This window comes from Herbaspirillum sp. ST 5-3 (assembly GCF_004804275.1).
Lineage (GTDB): Bacteria > Pseudomonadota > Gammaproteobacteria > Burkholderiales > Burkholderiaceae_D > Noviherbaspirillum.
The window spans coordinates 290,785-313,039 of sequence record NZ_STGI01000002.1 but is presented as its reverse complement, the minus strand read 5'-3'; the positions used below and the strand labels follow the sequence as shown (position 1 = coordinate 313,039).

At 61.2% G+C, this 22,255-nt stretch carries 19 protein-coding genes; 7 read left to right on the top strand and 12 right to left on the bottom strand.

The window, feature by feature from the left end:
* Position 1: 1 nt before the first annotated feature.
* The 4 genes from E6W33_RS05090 (at position 2) to E6W33_RS05075 (ending at position 4,626) form a co-directional block, all read left to right on the top strand.
* Positions 2 to 2,398 carry a xanthine dehydrogenase family protein molybdopterin-binding subunit gene (locus E6W33_RS05090; RefSeq protein WP_136415005.1) on the top strand — a complete coding sequence of 799 codons (2,397 nt, stop codon included), beginning with the start codon at positions 2 to 4 and terminating at the stop codon, positions 2,396 to 2,398.
* A gap of 81 nt (positions 2,399 to 2,479) precedes the next feature.
* On the top strand, positions 2,480 to 2,872 hold the full coding sequence (locus tag E6W33_RS05085; RefSeq protein WP_136415003.1) for a tautomerase family protein: 393 nt from the start codon (positions 2,480 to 2,482) through the stop codon (positions 2,870 to 2,872).
* A gap of 26 nt (positions 2,873 to 2,898) precedes the next feature.
* Positions 2,899 to 3,288 carry a carboxymuconolactone decarboxylase family protein gene (locus E6W33_RS05080; protein ID WP_136415001.1) on the top strand — a complete coding sequence of 130 codons (390 nt, stop codon included), beginning with the start codon at positions 2,899 to 2,901 and terminating at the stop codon, positions 3,286 to 3,288.
* Positions 3,289 to 3,498: 210 nt separating this feature from the next.
* Positions 3,499 to 4,626, top strand: a complete 1,128-nt coding sequence (locus E6W33_RS05075) for an ABC transporter substrate-binding protein (RefSeq protein ID WP_136414999.1) — start codon at positions 3,499 to 3,501, stop codon at positions 4,624 to 4,626.
* Between the two features lie 72 nt (positions 4,627 to 4,698).
* Here the strand turns inward: E6W33_RS05075 and E6W33_RS05070 are convergent, their stop codons facing one another.
* The 5 genes from E6W33_RS05070 to E6W33_RS05050 form a co-directional block, all read right to left on the bottom strand.
* Positions 4,699 to 5,421 (bottom strand): ABC transporter ATP-binding protein, encoded by a 723-nt coding sequence (locus E6W33_RS05070; protein ID WP_136414997.1) that lies wholly within the window; start codon positions 5,419 to 5,421, stop codon positions 4,699 to 4,701.
* A complete protein-coding gene (locus E6W33_RS05065) occupies positions 5,421 to 6,173 on the bottom strand; it encodes an ABC transporter ATP-binding protein (RefSeq protein WP_136414995.1) in 753 nt (250 codons plus the stop codon). Before E6W33_RS05065 ends, E6W33_RS05070 begins: the two co-directional genes overlap by 1 nt.
* Positions 6,170 to 7,174, bottom strand: a complete 1,005-nt coding sequence (locus E6W33_RS05060) for a branched-chain amino acid ABC transporter permease (protein ID WP_136414993.1) — start codon at positions 7,172 to 7,174, stop codon at positions 6,170 to 6,172. Before E6W33_RS05060 ends, E6W33_RS05065 begins: the two co-directional genes overlap by 4 nt.
* 5 nt (positions 7,175 to 7,179) lie before the next feature.
* The gene (locus E6W33_RS05055) at positions 7,180 to 8,061 is read right to left on the bottom strand and encodes a branched-chain amino acid ABC transporter permease (protein WP_211097235.1); all 882 of its coding nucleotides are present in this window, start codon (positions 8,059 to 8,061) and stop codon (positions 7,180 to 7,182) included.
* Between the two features lie 106 nt (positions 8,062 to 8,167).
* Positions 8,168 to 9,418, bottom strand: a complete 1,251-nt coding sequence (locus tag E6W33_RS05050) for an ABC transporter substrate-binding protein (RefSeq protein WP_247869528.1) — start codon at positions 9,416 to 9,418, stop codon at positions 8,168 to 8,170.
* Positions 9,419 to 9,978: 560 nt separating this feature from the next.
* On the opposite strand from E6W33_RS05050, the gene E6W33_RS05045 reads away from it, so the two are divergent.
* Both E6W33_RS05045 and E6W33_RS05040 read left to right on the top strand, forming a co-directional pair.
* Positions 9,979 to 11,502 carry a CoA-acylating methylmalonate-semialdehyde dehydrogenase gene (locus tag E6W33_RS05045; protein WP_136414991.1) on the top strand — a complete coding sequence of 508 codons (1,524 nt, stop codon included), beginning with the start codon at positions 9,979 to 9,981 and terminating at the stop codon, positions 11,500 to 11,502.
* 82 nt (positions 11,503 to 11,584) lie between these two features.
* Entirely contained in the window at positions 11,585 to 12,613 is a 1,029-nt protein-coding gene (locus E6W33_RS05040; RefSeq protein WP_136414989.1) for an XdhC family protein, read from the top strand.
* A 19-nt stretch (positions 12,614 to 12,632) separates the two neighbouring features.
* On the opposite strand, the gene E6W33_RS05035 is transcribed toward E6W33_RS05040, so the two are convergent.
* The 5 genes from E6W33_RS05035 to E6W33_RS05015 form a co-directional block, all read right to left on the bottom strand.
* Positions 12,633 to 14,756, bottom strand: coding sequence for a TonB-dependent receptor (locus E6W33_RS05035; RefSeq protein WP_247869527.1), 2,124 nt, complete (start codon positions 14,754 to 14,756; stop codon positions 12,633 to 12,635).
* Between the two features lie 94 nt (positions 14,757 to 14,850).
* The gene (locus E6W33_RS05030; RefSeq protein ID WP_136414987.1) at positions 14,851 to 15,819 is read right to left on the bottom strand and encodes a helix-turn-helix domain-containing protein; all 969 of its coding nucleotides are present in this window, start codon (positions 15,817 to 15,819) and stop codon (positions 14,851 to 14,853) included.
* Positions 15,820 to 16,123: 304 nt separating this feature from the next.
* The gene (locus E6W33_RS05025; protein ID WP_136414985.1) at positions 16,124 to 18,232 is read right to left on the bottom strand and encodes a PQQ-dependent dehydrogenase, methanol/ethanol family; all 2,109 of its coding nucleotides are present in this window, start codon (positions 18,230 to 18,232) and stop codon (positions 16,124 to 16,126) included.
* An 80-nt stretch (positions 18,233 to 18,312) separates the two neighbouring features.
* Entirely contained in the window at positions 18,313 to 19,794 is a 1,482-nt protein-coding gene (gene styD / locus E6W33_RS05020; protein WP_136414983.1) for a phenylacetaldehyde dehydrogenase StyD, read from the bottom strand.
* A 144-nt stretch (positions 19,795 to 19,938) separates the two neighbouring features.
* On the bottom strand, positions 19,939 to 20,487 hold the full coding sequence (locus tag E6W33_RS05015) for a hypothetical protein (protein ID WP_136414981.1): 549 nt from the start codon (positions 20,485 to 20,487) through the stop codon (positions 19,939 to 19,941).
* Positions 20,488 to 20,721: 234 nt separating this feature from the next.
* Between E6W33_RS05015 and E6W33_RS05010 the strand changes: the two genes are divergently transcribed.
* Positions 20,722 to 20,922 (top strand): DUF2905 domain-containing protein, encoded by a 201-nt coding sequence (locus E6W33_RS05010; protein ID WP_136414979.1) that lies wholly within the window; start codon positions 20,722 to 20,724, stop codon positions 20,920 to 20,922.
* A 307-nt stretch (positions 20,923 to 21,229) separates the two neighbouring features.
* On the opposite strand, the gene E6W33_RS05000 is transcribed toward E6W33_RS05010, so the two are convergent.
* Complete coding sequence (locus E6W33_RS05000) at positions 21,230 to 21,418, bottom strand: hypothetical protein (protein ID WP_136414977.1); 189 nt, start codon at positions 21,416 to 21,418, stop codon at positions 21,230 to 21,232.
* 243 nt (positions 21,419 to 21,661) lie between these two features.
* Positions 21,662 to 22,141, bottom strand: coding sequence for a chemotaxis protein CheW (locus tag E6W33_RS04995; RefSeq protein ID WP_136414975.1), 480 nt, complete (start codon positions 22,139 to 22,141; stop codon positions 21,662 to 21,664).
* Between the last annotated feature and the right edge of the window lie 114 nt (positions 22,142 to 22,255).

Below are 22,255 nucleotides of genomic sequence, written 5' to 3'. Positions count from 1 at the left end.
CATGAACGATGTTACGCGCAAAGAACTGAACGCCGTTTCCGCCGCCGGACAAGCAAACGCATATATCGGCACTTCGGTGTCGCGGCCCAATGCACGACGTCATCTCGAGGGGCGCGGTACCTACGTCGACGACGTGGTGCTGGCCCGCATGGCACATGTCGTTTTTTTGCGCTGTCCGCTGGCACATGCGCGCATTGGCACTATCGATGCCGATTACGCGCGCAGCATGCCGGGCGTGATCGCAATCGTGGATGGCAAGCAGATCGCAGCGATATGCAGCCCGTGGGTGGCCACGCTTGCGCATTTGCCGGGCATGAAATCGCCGCCCCAGTATCCGCTTGCGATTGAACGCGCCTGCTGGCAGGGCGAACCGGTGCTGGCCATCGTTGCCGAGACGCGCCAGCAAGCCGAAGATGCTTTGCAGATGGTGAATGTGGATTGGGAAGAACTGCCGGCGGTCGCCGACATGGAAACCGCGCTGGCTCCCGATACCCCCGTCATTCATCCCGAACTGGGCGACAACCTGTGCTTTCGCAAGACCATTGATACGGGCAATGTGGATGCCGCCTTTGCCGCTGCCGACCTGGTGGTGGAAGAGACCTTCCGCTTCGGCCGCCATACCGGCGTGACCATGGAGACGCGCTCGGTGCTGGCCGACTTCGATCCGGCCGAGCGGAAACTGACTGTCTACCATTCGCATCAGGCGCCGCACATGATGCAGGATCTGTATGCGCGTCACTTCGACCTGCCGGAGACGTCCGTGCGCGTGATCTGCAAAGACGTGGGCGGTTCCTTCGGCATCAAGGTGCATTCCTATCCGGATGATTTTGCGACGGTGGCCTTATCCATCCTGCTCAAGCGTCCGGTGAAATTCGTCGCCGACCGCCTCGAGTCCTTCGTCAGCGATATCCATGCGCGCGAACATGTGGTGAAGCTGCGCCTTGCGGCCAAGTCCGACGGCGAGATCCTTGCCTTCGACATGATTGACCTGACTGGCGTCGGGCCGTATTCGGTATATCCGCGCACCAGCGCGATCGAAGGCAACCAGGTGCTGAACATCGTTGGCGGTCCTTATCAGCACAAGGAATACCGTGCGACGCTCGACGTCGTGTTCCAGAACAAGGCACCGACCAGTCAGTACCGCGGCGTGGGCCATCCGATCGCGTGCGCGGTGACGGAGGGCGTTGTCGACGCCGCCGCCGTGAAGCTGGGCATCGACCCGCTGGAGATGCGTCGCAGGAACGTCATGCCGGACGACAGCTTTCCGCGTTCCGGTGCGTCGGGTATCAAGCTGGAGCGCTTGTCGCACCAGCAATGCCTGGACAAGCTGGAAAAGCTGATGGATTACCCTGCGCTACGGCGCGAGCAGTCAAGGCTGCGCGAGCAAGGAATTTATCGCGGCATCGGGATTGCGGTGCTGATCGAGCTGACCAATCCCGGCGCGGCATTCTATGGTGTCGGCGGAGCGCGCATCGCCGCGCAGGATGGCGCGACGATCCGCTTCGAGCCCACCGGCACGGTGACCTGCCTCGTCGGCGTGGGCGAGCAAGGCCAGGGCACCGAAACGATCTTTGCGCAAATCGCCGCCGATGCCGTCGGCGTGCCGATGGAGTGCGTCAAGGTCGTCACCGGCGACACCGAGGTGACGCCGTATGGCGGCGGCACCTGGGCGTCGCGCGGTGCGGGCATCGGCGGCGAGGCGGTCTTGCAGGCCGGCCTGGCATTGCGCGAGAACTTGCGGAAGCTTGCAGGCATCGTACTCAAGCGCGACGTCGCGGAATTGGACATCGCGCGCGGCCATGTGGTGGATCGCGCGAGCGGCGAGCGTCTTGTCGAGCTTGCCGAACTCGGCCGCATCATTCATTTCCGCCCCGACACCCTTCCGCCCGGCCCCTTGCCTGAACTGGTCGTCACGCGCACCTATGCCCAACGCGACTATCCGTTTGCCTTCACCAATGGCGTACAGGCTTCCTATGTCGAAGTGGATGTCGAAACCGGCTTCGTGAAGCTGCTGAAGCATTGGGCGGTGGAAGACTGCGGACGGATCCTGAACCCGATGCTGGTCGACGAGCAAATGCGCGGCGCGATCGTGCAAGGCATCGGCGGCGCACTGTTCGAGGAATGCCTGTACGACAGCAACGGCTTGCTCACCAACGGCAGCATGGCCGACTACCTGGTGCCGATGGCGTCGGAAATGCCGGACATCGTGCTGGCGCATGTGGAGACGCCTACCGCGACTTCGCAGCTCGGTGCAAAAGGCGCCGGTGAAGCAGGAACCGCAGGCGCGCCGGCGGCCGTCATGAACGCGATCAATGATGCGCTGTCGCCATTCAAGGTGTCGGTCACATCGCAGCCGATCACGCCGGAAAAGATCCTGCGCGCGCTCGGCACGATCTAAGCCAATCAAGGCCGCCGCCGCCAATGTCGCAGCGGCCTTCACCGTTTACTTCATCCACGTACTCTCATTTCCGGAGACAACATGCCTGTAGTCAGAGTCAACCTGCGCGAAGGGAAAAACGAAGATTTCCGCCGCCGCCTCAGCAATGCCATTCATCAGGCCATGGTCGACACCATCAATGTCCCGCCTGCCGACAAGTTCCAGATCATCACCGAGCATGGTCCCGGCAACCTGGCATTCCCCGATTCCTACCTGGGGATACCGCATGAAGACGAGGTGATCTTCGTACAGATCTTCCTCAATGCCGGGCGAACCATCGAACTGAAACAAGCACTGTACCGCGCGCTCGCCGCAGGCGTGGAAGCAATCGGTTTCAATCCGAAGGACCTGATCATCAATCTTGTCGAGGTACGCAAGGAGGACTGGTCGTTCGGCAACGGCGTCGCGCAATACGTCCCGCCACTCCAGGCCTGAACACTGTTCACTGAGAGGAAAAAATCATGTCGGATGCAAAGCAGATCGGTCAGTCGATTCGCCGCGAGGTGCTGGGCGCGGCCTTCGTCGACCGCAACGTGGCGACCGCCTCGCCCTTCTACCAGCATTTTGTCGATTTCACGTCGACGCAATGCTGGGGCTATGTGTGGTCCAGGGAAGGACTGAATCGCAAGACGCGCAGCATGTTGAACCTTGCCATGCTGGCGGCCATGGCGCGCTGGAATGAGCTGGCATTGCATGTGCGCGGTGCACTTAACAATGGCGTGACCGAGCAGGAAATCGCCGAAGTGCTATTGCAGGCGGGCGTCTACGCTGGCGTGCCGATTGCGTCGGAAGGTTTCAAGATCGCCGATCGCGTCATTGCGGAATACATAGCGGAACAGCAACAGCCGTGACGCCAATGCGGCACATCGACAACGACCTCCGCCGGCCCAATTCCGCTATGCGGTCCTGACTCTCGGCCATGCAAATGTCGCGCTCATGACAGTTGTTCCGACTTACGACAACGAGCACGGCCGACCATACCTTTTCCCACATAAATCAGCTAACATCAACCAGAAAGGCGGAGACACGTCTGTACAACCACACAACACAAGGGGGGACACATGAATTCGAAGAAAATCGTAGCGGCGCTGGCCGCGAGTCTGGCGCTTGGTTTGTCCAATGCCGAAGAAGTGAAGATCGGATGCGTATCGGGGATAACCGGCCCCCTTGCGCTCACCACGGCCGACGTGCTCAAGGTAACCACCACCTATCTTGACCAGGTCAATGCCAAGGGCGGAGTCAATGGCAATCAGTTGAAGCTTGTCCTGCGCGACGACGGTTACGATCCCAAGAAAACAGTCGGCATGGTCGAGGACATCGTCGCAAAGGACCATGTCGTCGTGCTCGTCAACGGTGCCGGCACCGCCAATACGGCAACCCTGGTCAAGACCGGCACCCTGAACAAGTACAAGCTGCCGCTGGTTGGTGTGTACAGCGGTTCCGAGGCGATCAGAGGACCGGGTTCGGATCAGATATTCCACACCCGCGCGTCGTATAACGACGAAATCATGAAGATCGCGCGGCATGTATCCACCATTGGCTTGAAGCGTGTGGCGGTGTTCTACCAGGACGATGGTTTCGGCGCGGATGTCCTGGCCAGTCTGACCAAGGCTTCGCAGCAATACAATTTCGACATCGTTCTCAAATCGCCCTACAAGCCGGGAGAGCGCGACTTCGCCGCCAACGCGAAACAGCTCATCGCTTCCAAGCCCCAGGCGATTCTGCTGATGGGCGTGCCGGAAGCGGTATACCGGTTCATGAAGGTGTATGACGCACCGACCGGCTTTGCACAGCTCTATGCCTTGTCCTTCGTATCGCCGAAGGGATTGGCGGAATTCGCGGGCGAAGAAAAAGTTCGCGGCATCGGGATCAGCCAGGTTGTGCCCAATCCGAATTCGTCCGAGTTTGCCTTGAGCAGGGAATTCAAGAATTTCATGCAGACGCCAAGCCTCAAGGGAATCACACCCAGCCCGTTCCTCTTCGAGGCGTATCTGAACATCCGGCTCGCCGTCGAAGCCATCAAGTTGTCAGGCCCGCACCCGACCCCGGAAAAAGTGACGCAGAGCCTGAGCTCCATGCATGACTATAAACTGGCCGGTTATCCGATCGACTTCACAAGCACCAATCGCCGCGGCTCTTCCTATCTCGACATCGCCGTTGTCGGGGTCAACGCGCGCTTGTCGTATTGAACCGGGCAGGATGGGCGATCGTGCTTGCCCATCCTGTGTCGCAGCCGGTGTGACGGGTCGTCACACCGAGTGTCACACCGAGCAATAGCGCTCCTGCATCTGCTCGTCCGCCAGCAGCGCCTTGGCGGTGGACTCGTAGACGATCTCCCCCTGGTCCATGATGTAGGCGCGATCGGAGATGCGCAGTGCGTGTTCCACGCTTTGCTCGACGAGCAGAATGGTGACGCCGCGTTTCTTCAGGGCCTCGAAGTACTCGAACATTTCATCGACCAGCTTGGGCATGATGCCTTCGCTCGGCTCGTCGAGCATGATCATCTTCGGCCGCGCTGCCATCGCGCGGGCAATCGCCAGCATCTGCTGTTCGCCGCCCGACATCGTGACCGCTTCCTGCGACAGGCGTTCCTTGAGCCGAGGGAAAGTCTCCGCGATTTCCTCGACCACCTCGCGTGTGCGGCGGCGATCTTCGGGCGAGGCCATGACGCCGAGCTCGATATTTTCCATCACCGTCAATCCCGGAACGATGCGCCGCTCTTCGAAGACATAGGCGAGTCCGCGATGGAAGCGCTGATGTGCCGGTTCCTGCAGGATATCGTTTCCATCAAAACGGACAGAACCGGAAGTGCGGGACAACAAGCCCATGATGCTCTTCATGGACGTCGTCTTGCCTGCGCCGTTGCGTCCGATCAGGGACACCACCTCACCCGGCATCACGTGAAAGCTCACGCCTTGCAGGATGTGGCTGCGCCCATACCATGCGTTGAGTTTGTCCACCGACAAAATTGCCTGCTCTGCCATCAGTGATTCCCCTTGCCCAGATAGACGCGCTTCACTTCTTCATTGGACCGGATTTCATCCGGTGCGCCCTGCGCCAGCAGTTCGCCGTGATGCAGGACGATGATGTTGTCGCTCACGCCCATGACGAGTTTCATCTTGTGTTCGACCAATCCGACAGTGCGATGCTCCAGCAGCTTGAGGATCAGGTCCATGATGACCCGCGTCTCTTCCGGACTCATGCCGGCGGTCGGTTCATCGAGCAGCAACAGCTTCGGATCGCAGGCGAGTGCGACCGCGATTTCCAGGCTGCGCTGTTCGCCGTGTGCCAGGTTTTCCGCCCTCTCGCGTCGCTTGTCCTGCAGGCCGACCAGCTCCAGCAAGCGCTCCGCCTGTTCCACCCACTCGGCGCGGCGACTGCGCGGAGTCCAGAGGTCGTAGGCGCTGTGCATCGATTGCACCGCGACCCGTACGTTCTCCAGCACGGTCAGCGCCGGAAAAAGGTTGGTGATCTGGAACGACTTCGAGATGCCGGCCTTCGCGAACTCATGCGGCTTGAGGCCGACGACGCTCTTGCCGTCGAACAGGATGTCGCCCGAGGTCGGAGCGAAGCTGCCCGACACCATGTTGAAGAACGTGGACTTTCCCGCACCGTTCGGCCCGATGATGGCAGTCAGCTTCCCCTTCGGAAAATCGACGCTGACATCCTTGTTGGCGGTAAATCCGCCGAACTTTTTCGTGATGTTGCGGGTGCTGAGGATGGCGGAAGCGTTCATTTCTTGTACCAATCCAGAACAGTGCCCCAGATGCCTTTCGGGAAGAAGAGCACAAGGACGATGAAGATGACGCCGACGATCATTTGCCAGCGCTCGGTGAAACCCGTGACGATGTGCTCGATGCCGAGAAACATGCCGGCGCCGATGAAGGGGCCGAAGAAGGTTCCCATGCCGCCCAGCAGCGTCATCATCATGACCTGCCCCGAGGTGTGGTAGGACAGGCTGTCGATCGACACCGTCGAAAGGTTGATGGCGTTCAGTGCCCCGGCCAGACCGCAGATCATGCCGGAGATCACCAGCGACAGCAGTCGCGTGCGTTCGACGTTGACGCCGCAGGCTCGTGCGCGATGCTCGTTTTCACGCAAGGCTTCGAGGATCGCGCCGAACGGCGATTGCAGAATGCGTGCGAGCAGCCACACGGCCAGCGCCACGAAGACCAGCGTGAAGTAGTACTTGGTCAAGGGATTGAGCAAATCGAGCTTCACGAAGCCAAGGTTGACGGCGCCCACGTTGACGCCGCGCAGACCGTTGTCGCCGCCTGTCAGCGAAGTGGCATGGAAGAACAGGAAGTAGGCGCATTGCGCAAGTGCCAGCGTGACCATCGCAAAATAAATGCCGCGCGTGCGCATCGCCAGCAGGCCGATGGCCAGCGCGATCACGCCCGCCAGCAGCACGCCGGAAATCAGGGCGATGTGCCAGCCCATGCCGAACTGCGAGATCAGGATGCCGCAGCCGTAAGCACCGCTGCCGAAGAAGGCCGCATGCCCGAACGACAACTTGCCGGTGTAACCGAAGGTCAGGTTGTAGCCCGCCGCGAACAGGCCGAACAACAGTATGTTGATGGCCAGGGAGTAAAACGGAAATACCAGCGGGAACAGCGCGAGCACCGCAATTGCGCTTGCGGCGGGATGCCGTGCCAGCAGGCTTCCGATAGCCGGAACGCGGTACGCCGGTGCGATGACAGCCGGTTTGGAGAGAATGGGTGAAGAGGTTTTTTCCATGGCAATCAGCTCATCAAACCTTTGCGGCCGAACAAGCCGTTCGGCTTGAAGATCAGCGTTATCGCCATCAAGGCGAACATTGAAAAGTCGGCCAGTTCAGGCTCGAACAAGGTGGTGAAGCTCATGACAACGCCCACCAGAAGGCCGGCTGCAATGGCACCGCCGAGCGAGCCCATGCCGCCGACCACGGTGATGACGAAGGCCTCGATCAGAACGGGAACGCCCATCTCCGGCGACACGCCGCGCATCGGTGCCGCGAGCAGGCCCGCCAGCCCGGCGATGGCCGTGCCCACGCCGAAGATGGCCAGCCAAACCTTCGACACATCAATGCCCAGCACACGCAGCACCATCGGGTCGCGCGCGCCGGCACGCACGATCAGGCCGAAGCGCGTTTTTTCAATCACCAGCCACAAGAGCAACAGCACCACCGCCGTCACCGCGATCAGGAACAGGCGATAGATCGGGAACATGCCGATGCCGATATCGACCGCACCCTGGAGGAGTTCAGGCGTGTCGAACTGTTCGCCCTGCACGCCGAAAGCCATGCGGACCACATCCATCATGACGTAGGCCAGGCCGAAGGTCAGCAGCAGCGGATAGTCGATTCCCCTGCCGTACAAGGGGCGCACCAGGAAGCGTTCGACCACGAGGCCGATCGCGCCCGTGGCAAGCGGAACCGCGATCATGCAGAACCAGAAATTGCCCGTCCTGGCGAAAACGAACACCCCAACATACGCGCCGACCATGAAGAACGCGCCATGCGCGAAATTGACGATCGTAAGCAGGCCGAAAACCAGTGACAGGCCGACACCAACGAGGACATATATCGAACCGAGCGCAAGGCCTGTGACAAGCTGCTGCGCAATGAGACTGAAAGAGAGATCCATGATCAACCTGACTGTTGTGCTGAATTCCGCGCTGCGCAACGGGTAGCATGCGCGCAGCGTGGAGGGCAGCGCCGTTCAACCGGCGCGCCCTCCTCTCGTTTTCGAATCAGGCCTGATGCCCGAGCTCGTTGCAGGACCGCAGTTTGCTTTCGTCGAAGGTTTCCGTCGCCACGATCCTGAAGATGTCCTGGTCATTGGCCGCGGCGGAGCGGTCTTTCGATTCGATGATCAGTACGGACTGCACGGCCTGGTGATCGCACTGGCGGAAGAACACGTTGCCCTTGTACAGGTCGCCCTTGACCGCGCGCAGTGCATCCACCACCTTTTCGGTATCGGTGGTGCCTGCGGCCTTGGCGGCGGCAAGCACGTTGCGCACGCCGGCGTAACCGAGACCGGCGTAGTCGGTCGGGTACACGCCCTTGTGCAATGCCTTGAACGCATCATTGAATTTCTTCGACGATGCGAGCGAGCCTTCAAGGCCCCAGTAGTAGCCGGTGCCGCCAATGACACCTTCGTAGGTCTTGTGTCCGTCGACGCTGCGACCGTTGTGCATCAGCAGGGGCGCAATGATCTTCATCTGCTTCTTGATGCCGAAGTCGTTCGCCTGCTTGAAGGCGATCTGCTGATCGCGGCCGAAATTGCAGACGATCAGGACATCCGGCTTGAGCGCAAGGATCCTGGGGAAATAGCTGGAAAAGTCGGTGGTGCCGAGCGGATGACGGATATCGGCCAGGACTTCCATGCCGAGTGCCTTGCCGGCAGTCTGGAAGCCACGCACCATTTCATGGCCGTAGGCATAGTCGGCCGTCAGGAAGACCACGCGCTTGCCCATTTTCGGAATTGCGTAGCGTGCCACGGCGCCCGCTGTCATGTGCGGATTGAGGCATTCATGAAAGGTGTAGCGGCTCCAGTCTTTCGCCTCGTTGATGGTGTCGGACTGGCTGATCGAGTTGTAGATCACCTTGCGCTGCTTGGTCACGTTGTTGACCGACAGTTGCACCGCCGAGGACACCGAGCCGACGATGAAGTGTGCCTTGTCCTTGTCGATCAGTTCGATGGTGCGGGTGGCGGCCTCTTGCGGATTGAGCTTGTCATCGCGCACCAGCAATTCGGCTTTGCGACCATTGAGTCCGCCCGCATCGTTGAATTCCTTTATCGCCAGTTCCGCGCCGCGCACGACGGCTTGCGCTTCGGCTGCGAACGCGCCGGTCAGCGGAACGGGAAAGCCGACGCGTACCGTGTCCGATTGCGCGCGCACCAGCGACGGCAATGCCGCGCTGCCGGCCGCCAGCGTACCGCCGGCGACCATGGTGCGCAGGACCTTGCGGCGCATCTTGCTATGTTTCGAGTTATCCATGTTGACTCCTCCAAGTTGGAAATACAGCTCTTTATGTTGGCGTTCCGAGGCATGCTTTCTGCTCGGATGCGCGCATTCGCTCCACTTCTTCTTCAGCCTTTTGCACCGACGGTACGTGAGGCAGTCCCTGCGCACTACAACTCCGCCGGCAAAAAACCGGTTACCTGCTGCTCGAATAATAATATTTATTTACCCGTTGGTAAATAGTTTGCCGTTCGCCGAATCATAATATATTATTTACCCGTTGGTAAATATAGTGGCTGAGGAATCCGATGTCAATCACGATTCCAGCTGCTGGCGCGTTACCGGCAAGTTCCGCCGACGGTGCAAGCCACTGCTGCAACGAAAAGCCGAAACTCGGTGCGCCACGTCCGTTTCACGAGACCTGGCACGGCGCACCCCTGGCAGCGCGCAGATGCGAATGCTGCACTGCATGGCGCCGATCCGGACGCGTCATCGTCCCGGCGGCGGAGCAATGGTGCGCGGTCGCGGCGCTTGCATATCGCATGCAGGCGAATTTGTATGTTTCACACCCTATTGTTAACAGGAGCCCAGAAAACATGAATGCCCCAACAGAAGTCGTTCATCTGCAGGAAGATATCCAGCATTACATCGGCGGCGCTGTCAGCCCGTCGGCAACCGGCCGCTTCGCCGACGTCTTCAATCCGTCGACCGGCCGGGTGACGAAACGTGTTGCGCTCGGCGATGCCGCCGAAGTGGACAAGGCGGTCGCGGCGGCCGGCAAGGCGTTCAAGTCGTGGTCGGAGGTATCGCCGCTGCGCCGCGCGCGCGTGATGTTCAAGTACAAGGCCCTGCTGGAACAGCATCAGGACGACCTGGCGGCGATGATCACCGCCGAACACGGCAAGGTGTTCACCGACGCGCAGGGTGAAGTGCAGCGCGGCATCGAAGTGGTGGAGTTTGCGTGCGGCATTCCGCAGTTGCTCAAAGGCGATTACACCGCCCAAGTCGCGACTGGCATCGACGCTTTCGCCATGCGCCAGCCGCTGGGCGTATGCGCCGGCATCACGCCATTCAACTTCCCGGTAATGGTGCCGATGTGGATGTTTCCTGTTGCCATTGCCTGCGGCAATACCTTCATTCTCAAGCCCTCTGAGCGCGATCCTTCGCCCAGCCTCTTGATGGCGGAACTGCTCAAGCAGGCAGGACTACCGGACGGCGTGTTCAATGTGGTACAGGGCGACAAGACTGTCGTGGACGCCATCCTGCATCATCCCGACATCGCCGCCGTCAGCTTCGTCGGTTCGACACCGATCGCCGAGTATATTTACGCAACCGGCGCGGCCAAGGGCAAGCGCGTGCAGGCGCTGGGCGGCGCGAAGAACCATGCCATCGTGATGCCGGATGCCGACCTCGACCAGGCGGTCGATGCGCTCATGGGCGCGGCTTACGGCTCGGCCGGCGAACGCTGCATGGCGATCTCGGTGGCGGTCGCGGTCGGCAATACCGGTGATGCGCTGATTGAAAAACTGATTCCCCGCGTGCGCAATCTGAAGATTCTGGACGGCATGGACCTCTCCGCCGAAATGGGACCGGTCGTCACCAGCCAGCATCGCGAAAAGATCATGGGTTACATCCAGTCGGGCGTGGAAGAAGGCGCGGATCTGAAGGTCGACGGACGCGATTTCAAGCTGGCGGGCCATGAAAACGGCTTCTATCTCGGCGGCACGCTGTTCGATCATGTGCGGCCTGAAATGAAGATTTATCGCGAAGAGATTTTCGGGCCGGTGCTGGCGGTGGTTCGTGTTCCCGACTTCGCTTCCGCGGTGGAATTGATCAACGCGCATGAGTTCGGCAATGGCACCTGCGTGTTCACGCGCGATGGCGGCACGGCGCGCGAGTTCTGCAAGCAGATCAAGGTCGGCATGGTCGGCGTGAACGTGCCGATTCCGGTGCCGATGGCATTCCACAGCTTCGGCGGCTGGAAGCGCAGCCTGTTCGGCGACATCCATGCCTATGGCGAAGAAGGCGTGCGTTTCTACTCGCACTACAAGTCAGTCATGCAGCGCTGGCCGGCCTCGATCGCGAAAGGCGCCGAATTCGCGATGCCGACCTCGAAGTAAGGCGCTTCAGCGGAAACCTGCCGCCGCGATCGGGAACGGCGGCAGGTATCATTTGCCGGACATATGAACAGGACAATCCGCTATGGACAGCATCGATCTTGAAGTTCTGAAAGCCTGTGCCGACTGGCTCGCTGCCGGGCTGCGCTGCCAGCTTGTCACCGTCGTCAAGACCTGGGGTTCCAGTCCCCGTCCCGAGGGCGCAATGATGGCGATGGCCGCCGATGGCCGGGTCGTCGGTTCGGTGTCGGGCGGCTGCATCGAGGACGACCTGATCGAGCGCGTGCGCATGCACGGCATACCCGCGGATCTTCCGCACATCGTCACCTACGGCGTATCGGCGGACGAAGCCCATCGCTTCGGCCTGCCCTGCGGCGGCACGATTCGGCTCGCGCTGGAGCCCTTGTCGGACGCCAGCCGCATCCCGGAACTGCTGCAGCGCGTGGCGCAGCAGGAGCTGGTGGCTCGTCATCTGGATCTGTTGCGTGGCCAGGTGCAATTGCTGCCTGCGCGCGCGGGGCAGTGCCTGCTGCTCGGCGAAACAGAACTGGTGACCGTCCATGGCCCGCGCTGGTGTCTGCTTGTGATCGGCGCCGGCCAGCTTTCGCGCTTTCTGGCGCAGATCGCGACCGGGATGGATTACCAGGTCGTGGTGTGCGACCCGCGCGAAGAATACCGCACTGCATGGAACCTGCCCGAAGTGCCGGTGGTCCATGCGATGCCGGACGACCTGGTGATGGAGATGCGGCTCGATTCCCGCAGCGCCGTCGTCGCGCTCACCCATGATCCGAAGCTGGACGATCTGGCGCTGATGGAAGCCCTGCGTTCCGATGCGTTTTATGTCGGCGCGATCGGCTCACGCGCGAATAGCGAAAAGCGGCGCGAGCGCCTCAAGCAGTTTGACCTCACCGATGCCCAGATCGGGAAGCTGCACGGTCCGATCGGGCTGCATCTCGGCAGCAAGACGCCCCCCGAAATCGCGATCTCGATTCTCGCAGAGATGACCGCGATCAGAAACGGCATTCAGCTCGTGCCGGAACAACAGGCCGGCCATGGCAAGACTGCTGCACAGCAGCCGGCGAGCGCAGCCAGTTGCGGCTTGCGGACGGCGTAGAAATTTCCGGCAGCGTGTCTCACAAGGAAATGCGCATGCCGACGAGGACAGCACGCCCTGCGGCCGGTTCATAGAAGCGGCGATTCGATTCATTCACGATGACTGACCCAATGTAGTTGCGGTCCAGCAGATTGTCGAACCGCACGAAGGCCGAGGCGCGGTGCGACCCCACCTGAAACGCGCGCTCTGCATTGAGGCCGAGCGTGAAGTACCCGGGCGCTGCCTCGGTGTTCAGATCATCCGCCTGAATGCGGCTCTCCGCATGCAATTCCGCGCCGAAGCGCAAGGTCTCGCTTGGCTTCCACGCAGCTTCAAGCTGGATTGTGTGACGCGCGGTACCGGGCAAGCGGTTCCCCGCATTGACCGTCCTGCCATCAGCACTTTGAAAACCTTCCGTGAATCGCGCCTGCAGCCAGGTATAGGCGAGCGTCCAATCGATTTGCCGCCAACGCAGCTTGCCGCCCAATTCCAGGCCATAGCGCTCGACGCCATCGACATTGCGGAAGATGGTCCGCCCGCCCTGGTTGGCCAAGGGCACGATCTCGCCATCCGTGGTACTGCGGAACAGCGTGGCCTGCAGCGATGTCCCATTGCGCATCCACTTCAGGCCGGTTTCAGCATGAAGGCTGCGCGCCGGTTGCAGCGCGAAATTGAAGCCGCTGCCACTTTGGCGATAGGCCAGTTCACTCAGCGTGGGTGTCTCGAATCCGTAACCGACGTTGGCGAAGGTATTGAGTGATTCCGTCGCATGCCAGAGCACGCCGACCACAGGACTGAAACGGCTGTAGGAAATGCTGCCACTGTCGTCCGGGCTGACGGATGTGATGTAGCGATCATCGACGCGCATGTCGACGCGGCTGTAGCGCGCACCCGCCGACAGCAGCACTTCCGGATGCACGTAGGCATCCGCCTGCGCGTACAGCCCGTACGCGGTGGCGTCATTGTCTTCGTCGCGGCGCACATCGCCCGCGCTGCCGTTGGCATTGACGAAACCGAGGCGCTTGTCGCGCGTGGCCTCGATTTCGCTGCCGACGCTCCAGCGCACAGGCACCTTGTCGCTGGTACGGAAATCGTGATGCCATGCGGCCGATGCGCCGTAATACTGGCGCTCCAGATCGACCACGCCGCCGGAACTGGTGAGAGCGGCGCCGCTGAACGCAAGGAACTGGCGCAGCTTGCGCTGTCCGGCGTAGCTGCTGAACGAAAGCCGGTCGATTGCGCCGAGGCGGTGCTCGCCAGCCACGCCCATCTGGTACTGATCCACCGTCTTGCGGGTGTTGAATTGCTCGGCCACGGGAGTCACGCCGCGCGGATTGCGCTGGTACTCTGCCTGCGCCAGTCCCAGCGGATCCTCCGCGAGCGGTTGCGAAAAACCGTTGATGCCGAATCGCAGCGAGGTTTTTGCATCCGCTTTCCAGTCCATGCGCAGATCAAGATAGCGACGCCGCGCGGCCGAATGCTCGCGCGCGCCATCGGTGTCGAATCCGGACACATCCGCGCGCATGCCGAGTCCGGAGCCGAGCGGCGCGCCACCGCTCAGCATCGCCTGCCGAAACCCGCGACTACCTGCCGCAAACCGTATATCGGCCTCCGCCGCATCCGGTGCCGGGCGGGTTTCCACCAGCATCACGCCGCCGCCGACATTGCCATACATCTGCGCCCATGGCCCGCGCAGCACCTCGACGCGCTGCGCGGCGATCATGCTGACCGTCGATGCCTGCCCCTGCCCGTCCGGCGTCGATGCCGGAATGCCGTCGACCAGCAAGCGACTGCCGCGCAAGCCGAAGGTCGCCCGGCTGCCGAAGCCGCGGATCGAGAGTTGAACGTCCTGCGCGAGGTTTTGTCGGTCGCGCACGGCAATGCCGGGCACGGCCGTCAAGGCTTCCGTCATGCTTACTGCTGGCGCGGCGCCCTCGCGCCAGTCGAGCTCAAGCCCGTCCGCGGCGGGCGTGTCGAACAGGCGTTGCTGAACGCGATTGGCGGTGACGCTCACCGGCGCGAGCGAGCGTTCCTGGGCGGACGCGGTAATGCAGGTGCCGGCAATCACGATTCCTGCCAGTGCGGAAGACGCGGGTTTGAAGTGGTCGAGCATGAATGACGCAATCCTTTTCTTGTTCATCGACGTCAAGCGCCTCTGCGTCATGACGTATTTGCCTGGGGAAAGGTAACAGCAGGCCGGCAAGCCGTGCTTGCAGATTCATGCAGGGAATTGAACTTGCGTGCAAGCGCAACGCGTGTCACATGCGTCGATGCGCGCGCCAGCCGCTGGGGCTGACGCCGAAGCGTTCGTGAAATGCGCGGCTCAGATGCGCGGCATCGGAGAAACCGAATTCGTACGCGAGCTGCGTAATCGTCTTGTCCGCCTCGCGCGGATCGCCGAGGCTCTTGCGTGCGGCCTCCAGGCGCATCCCGAGGATATAGGCGTGCGGCGTCTCGCCCATCCGGTCGAACAGGTAGTAGAGTGAACGGCGCGACATCGAGAAGGCCTGCGCGATTCTTTCGGCCGACAGGTCAGGTTCAGAAATGTGTTCGAGGATGAACTCGCGGATCTGCTCAAGCTTGTGCGGGTTCATGACGCGCGACTGCGCCGATGTGTCGCAATTGCCGGTCTGCCGCATGGCCGCAGCCATCAGGGCGACCACCGAATCCTGCACCACCATCTGCCCCGCGCTGTCGAGCGTGACCTGATCGTCGAGCAAGCGCCCGATGGCCGACAGCGCCACTTCCGCCGTTCCCTTGCCCGAGAGCGCGGTGCCGAGCAGGCGCGGAATCGCCGGTCCCCAGGCATAGGCTTCGTTCTGCGGCAAGAAGAGCACGACAAAGCGGCTGTCCTCATCGAGCACGTTGACGCTGTACGGCCGGGTGCTGTCGTACACGGCCCAGGTGCCGGGAACCAGCATGGCCTCGCGACCGCCCTGCTGGATGCAGCTTTGCCCGGTGATCTGCCACATGATCTTGAAGGTGCCGGCATCGGAACGCGACGATGCGCCATCGGTGCGGCGGAACATCGCGGGCGTGGTGTCCACCATGGATACCAGGCTGTCCTTGAATTTCGCCGCCAGTGCGCGTGTGTGACAACGGTCCGGCGTAGTGTAGCGGCAGTCCAGTTCGTAGAAGCTGGTATGCACCATCTCCGTCAACTGATCGAGGGAATGCACATGCGACTCATGAAGCCGGTCGACTTGCGGCGCAAACAGCGATGCCATGGCGCTATCTCCAATGTGGTACGGCGGCTCATGCAACGAGTGGATCGCACTGCGCGTGCGACGGCGGTTCGTCGATGCCGCTTTCAATGAAGCGACCGCGACGCGAGCCTGCCGTTGTCTCCTGCGGATGTTATTCGGTACAGCTTTTTGTCTGTGCAGATTACCATAATTGTCTGACGCCGATTGTCTACGTTTTAACAAACGAAAGTATGAGAAACAGCATTTCCGTGGATCAATAATCGGAATAAAAAAAACGGCATCGACGCCAAAAGAACATCGATGCCGCTGGGGAAAAAAGGAAAAATCAGCGTTGCGCGTTCTGCTTGTCGCGCTGTTCCTTGCTCTTCATGTAGTCGGCATATTCCTTGTCCATGATGTATGCCTTGACATCCGCCAGGTCGGCGCCGGTCAGGATGTCGCCAAACGACGCCATGCCGCGTGCGTGCAACGCGCCCTTGAGCACAATCTCGTCGAAGGCATTGCGCGTGGCATCGGAGGAGAAGCGCAGGTCGGGAATGATTCCGCCGCTCACCGCACCGACCCCATGACACATGGCGCAGGTCGTGTGGAAGATCCTGCTGCCGTGTGCGATCGTCTCGGGCGATGCCTGCACCGGTTGCGGTATGCGCGTATAGACGACCTTCTTGACCGGAATCGGCGGCAGCGCTTCCTTGCCGTCAAGTGCAAAGACCAGCAAGCGGCTGATGTTGCGCACGCCGGGCGCAAGGGTAGCTTCGCCGCCGATCAGGCCTGCTGCGCCACCCCACCCGGCCATGACAGCGACGTACTGCTTGCCGCCGACCGAGTACGTGACCGGACCCGCCATCACGCCGGTCTGCGCCGCGAATTCCCACAGCTTCTTGCCGGCATCGGCGGAATAGGCGACGAAGCGGCCATCAGCCGTGCCCTGGAACACCAGGTTGCCGCCGGTCGCCATCGTGCCACCGTTCCAGTGGAAGGCATACGGCGCGGTCCATGCGGCCTTCTGCTTGACCGGATCCCACGCGACCAGTGCACCGCTGGCGACTTCGCGCGGGAAGGCGGTGAAGTTTTCCTCACCGGAACCGAGGTTCCAGGCGCCGGGACGATAGTGAAAATCCTTCGCCCCGTTGGAATACACGAAGGGCAGCTCATGGTAGGGGATATAAGCGAGGCCGGTTTTCGGGCTGAAGGACATCGGCTGCCAGTTGTGCGCACCGAACGGTCCTGGCCATTGCACCGATGGGTCCTTTTCGTAACGCGCACCCGGCGTCTCGACGGGACGGCCGGTCTTGAGATCGACGCGCTCGGCCCAGGTCACCTTGCCGAATTTTTCGGCCGACAGCAGCTCGCCGGTCTGGCGGTCAAGCACGTAGAAGAAGCCGTTCTTCGGCGCCTGCATCAGCACCTTGCGCTTCTTGCCGTTGATCTCCATGTCCGCGAGGATGATGTCCTGGGTCGCGGTGAAGTCCCATGAATCGCCCGGCGTCGTCTGGTAGTGCCAGACCATGCGCCCGGTATCGGCATTGACGGCGACGATGGACGACAGGTAGAGGTTGTCGCCGCCTTCCGGACTGCGGATCTGCCGGTTCCATGGCGAACCATTTCCGGTGCCGACATACAGCAGATTGAGCTGCGGGTCGTAGGCCATGGCATTCCACGCGGTTCCGCCGCCACCATATTTCCACCACTCACCGTTCCAGGTCTTCAGCGCCTTTTCCAGTTCGGGCGATTCTTGCGGCTTGGAGGGGTCGCCCGGCACCACATAAAAACGCCAGGCCATCTTGCCGCTGTTCGCATCATAGGCCGAGAAGTAGCCGCGCACGCCGAGTTCCGCGCCGCCATTGCCGATGATGACCTTGCCGTTGACGACACGCGGTGCGCCGGTGATCGTGTAAGCCAGTGTGTTGTCGGTGGTCTGGGCGGACCAGATCTGTTTGCCGCTGGATGCGTCTAGCGCGATCAGGCGTCCGTCGATGGTGCCGACATAGACCTTGCCTTTCCAAACCGCGACGCCGCGATTGACGACGTCGCAGCATGCGTGCCGCCCCTTCGATTTCTCGACGCCGGGATCGAATTCCCACAGTTTCTTGCCGGTCGCTGCATCCGCCGCGAACACCCGACTCCAGGCGAGTGTCGCATACAGCACGCCATCGACCACGATGGGCGTCGCTTCCAGGCCACGGTCATTGTCGAGATCGGCGAACCACGCCAGCCCGAGCCGATCGACATTGTGATCATTGATTTTTGCCAGCGGGCTGTAGCGCTGCTCCGCATAGGTGCGGCCGTGGCTGAGCCAGTTGGCGCCATCTTTCTGCGAGGCCGCAATGCGTGCGGCGTCGACGTTGGCCGGCCCGGCCTTGGCGGCAGCCCACTGCGGCGCGATGAAAGCCGCTGCGGCAAATGCCATGGCGACCACTGCTTTCTTGTTCATTCACTCCTCCTCTTCTTATGGAAAATCGTCGTCCCGGCCGAGCGACCGGGACGTGAGCGCTCTTGCCGGCGCTGAATCAATCAGTAGGCGATGCAGACCGACTTGATTTCGGTATAGGCATCCAGCGCGGCGCGTCCGTGTTCGCGGCCGACGCCCGAGCTCTTGAAGCCGCCGAAGGGCATGCTGGGATCGACTACGTTGTGCGTATTGACCCAGACCGTGCCGGCATCGATGCGGTCGATCAGCTTGTTGGCCGCGCTCAGGTTGTTGGTCCAGATGCTGGCGCCCAGGCCGTACTGGCTGTTGTTGGCTTCCCTCAGCACGCTATCGATATCGTCGAAAGGCATGGCGACCACGACCGGCCCGAAAATCTCTTCGCGCACCACGGTCAGCGGCTTGCAGGCGGTGTTCGAGACGACCGTCGGCTTGACGAAGTAGCCCGGACGATTCGGTGCGACGCCGCCGCTGACGATTTCCGCGCCTTCGGTGCGGCCACTTTCGATGTAGCCCATCACGCGCTCACGCTGACGCGCCGATACCAGCGGGCCCATTTGCGTGGCGGGATCGAAGCCGGATCCGAGCACGGTGTTTTCCGCCACGGAAGCCAGGCCGGAGACCACGCGGTCGTAGTTCTTCTTGTGCACATACAGGCGCGAACCGGCGGTGCAGACCTGCCCCTGGTTGAGGAAAATCGCGGCGGCAGCGCCCTGCACGGCGAGTTCCGGATCGCAGTCTTCCAGGACCAGCACCGGGCTCTTGCCGCCAAGCTCGAGCGAAGCGCGGCGGATGGCCTGGCCGCATTGCTGGCCGATGATGCGACCGACTTCGGTGGAACCGGTAAAAGTCACCTTGTCGATGCCGGGATGATTGACAAGCGCCGCGCCTGCCACCGGACCGTCGCCGGTCACCACGTTCAGCACACCCGGCGGGAAGCCGGCTTCCTGCGCCAGTTCCGCCAGACGCAAGGCGGTAAGCGGCGTTTCCTCGGCGGGCTTGAGGACCACCGTGCAACCGCAGGCCAGCGCCGGAGCGATTTTCCAGATCGCCATCAGCATGGGGAAGTTCCACGGCACGATGGCGCCGACCACGCCGACCGGAACGCGGCGCGTGGATGCGTTGTACTTGACGCCCGGCGTAAATCCGATCGACAGATCCAGCGTGCTGCCTTCGATCTTGGTGGTCCATCCGGCCATGTAGCGCAGCCACTGCACGCTGGCGCTGATGTCGATGGCTTGCGACACGCCGAGCAGCTTGCCGTTGTTCAAGGTCTCCAGTTGCGCCAGTTCCAGGCTGTTGGCTTCAACCAGGTCGGCCAGTTTCAGCAGCAGGCGCTCGCGCTGCGCCGGCAGCATGTCGCGCCAGGCGGATGACTCGAAGGCCGCGCGTGCGGCGCGCACCGCCCTGTCAATGTCGCCGGCGTCCGATTCGGGCACCTGCGCGATCTCTTCGCCGCTTGCCGGATCAAAAACGGCAAATGTCTTGCCGGATTGGGCGCCGCACCATTCTCCGTTGATGAGCATCTTCGAACGGATGGATTGGCGGATGTCTGCGAGATTGGTCATGGAGCGTCTCCTGGTGTTGGTTGTTATGCGAAGCACACAACGTAACACCGGGGATCGCCCCGAAGCTTGAAGGCCCGTGCAGCGGGCTTGTCAAATCGTGCAAGACGTTTCAGACAGTCTGCACCGCGCGCAAACCGGCAAGGGCTAACCGGCCCCCTTCGCAGGCGGCGTACTGCCGGTTTGCCTGATAAACGCGTCCTGCAGATCACCGGTGATGTAGCGCAGCGTCATGTCGAAGTCATAGCGCGGCGCATCAAGCTCGATGACTGCATTGCCATGCTTGAAGCGCGCGTAGGCGTCACCGCCCGACGCGATGCTCTTTTCAACCAGCGTGTATTTGGCGGCCAGTCCGTTCATGGCCTTGCGAAAGGTGGCGATTCGTCCGTCACGGCTGCCCTCGCCGTTCGGAAAGTACATGACGACGGCGTTCAGTTTTCGGGCCGTGTCGAAGATGAAGACGATTTCGCTCAGTCCTTCGACATTGATTCCCTTGCCCGGGCCGGACAGCATCGGGCCGCGCGTATACCGGTTGGTTCCTGCCGGAACCAGGCGCGTTTTTGCGCCGATTTCTTTTTGCACGTCGTCAAGAGTGGCAACCCCAAGTTCCAATCCGAACAGCGCGAGATTGCCGGCCCAAGCCGTATGCGCAGCAAGCGCCAGTGCGGCCGCGGCAAGTTTTACAGAAATTTTCATTGCAGACGTGATGAAGATGTTGCGTGATTTATTTAAGTGTCACGCGGTGGAATCGGACGCGCTCCTGTTCTTTGCGTCTGCTAATGAGGAGAAGGTATTTCTTTCCAAAAAATATTTCATTGACTCGCATCAAGGCACACGGAAAGCTCACAACTTGCTGGCTTCCTGGTCGGGAATTGCGAAGGATACCCGGCGTCCAATGCAGTGTCGATCATCCTTGCGGCAATCCTTCACATGCAGCGTTTTCTCCTGATTACCGGTACCCTGCTCGTGCTTGCCGGCCTGTTCTGGCCGTGGCTGTCCAGGCTTCCGCTTGGCCGCTTGCCTGGGGATATACATATCGTGCGTGAAGGTTTCAGCTTCCATTTCCCGGTGATGACCAGCATTCTTGTGTCGCTACTGCTGTCGCTTCTGCTCTGGATTTTCCGCCGCTGATCATTCATACAAAAAATCCCCTTGGATGCATGTCCCAAGGGGATCGATTTGTTTTGCAGCAGTAGCGTGTTTACGTCGCGGTGTGTCCGCCATGCCGCCAGCGTTGGAAGTCCTGATCGCGCACCATCGCCCAAATTGCAAGGAGCAGCACCGCACATCCAATCTGTGCCGCATTCATGGCGACATTCTTTTTGGGTGCAAAGCGAAAGACCCAAGGCGAAATCGCCACCCGAACTTCGAGAATGATGTTGATCGCCTCTTCCCTGGCTTTCGGGATCGAGCCCTCGACCGCCGCGAGATCGCGGATCTACAAGGTCACGCCGCCGCTTGGCCCGTTCGACGAGCATTCCGCATGACCGCAGGGGCACTGCTCGCCCTGCTCGTCCTGGTTCGCGTGTTCGCGCCGGCATTCTTCGCTGCAATACAGTTGTCCGACGGGTACGGAACAGGTGCAGCGTGGAAGCGCGCATTTGTCTTCAGCTTGATGAGTTGCCATCGAAATTCTCCTTTGGCGTAGAACTCATTTCAGAAACAGGAGGGCTCGCGAAGGTCTTCGGACACATTTTCCGTTGCCGCAGCCAGCTTTCCTGAAGACCTTTTTCGCGCTGCGAGGTTCATCCCCGCGCCTCCGCAAGGCGTGCTTGCCTGCCGTCAGCATCCGGCTTGCCACTCTTGAGCGCTTCTTCCGGGACGAAGACCGTCATGCCGACGACAAGCCGCCGCGCCAATCGACACTGTCTTATGCGGCAAGGCGCTGGATCAATCCGATCTCGCTTCCGGACATGAGCTTGTCGATATCGACCAGGATGAGCATGCGCTCGTCGCGCGTGCCGAGGCCGATCAGGTAATCGGTATTGAGCGTGGAGCCCAGGTCCGGCGCCGGCTTGATTTCTTCCCCGGCCAGGGTAATGACATCGGAGACGCTGTCGACGACCATGCCGATCACCTTGCCGGCGATATTGAGAATGATCACGACTGTGAACTGGTCATAGGTAGGCGTGCCGAGATTGAACTTGATGCGCATGTCCACAATCGGCACGATCAAGCCGCGCAGATTGACGACGCCCTTGATGTAATCCGGCGAGTCGGCGAGGCGGGTGACCGCGTCGTAACCGCGCAGCTCCTGCACCCGTTGAATGTCGATGCCATACTCTTCGCTTCCCAGGGTGAAAGCGATGACTTCCATGGAGGAAGCATTGTGGACTTCGGAAGTATTCATGATTGGCCTGTGTAAAACTTGCCATGTCGCAAGTTTTATGCCATCGAAGCCTTTTGGCACTCTGCCAGAGTCGCGGAGCTTCGCATGAGGTCGGACACCAAGCCTCCTGCCGGT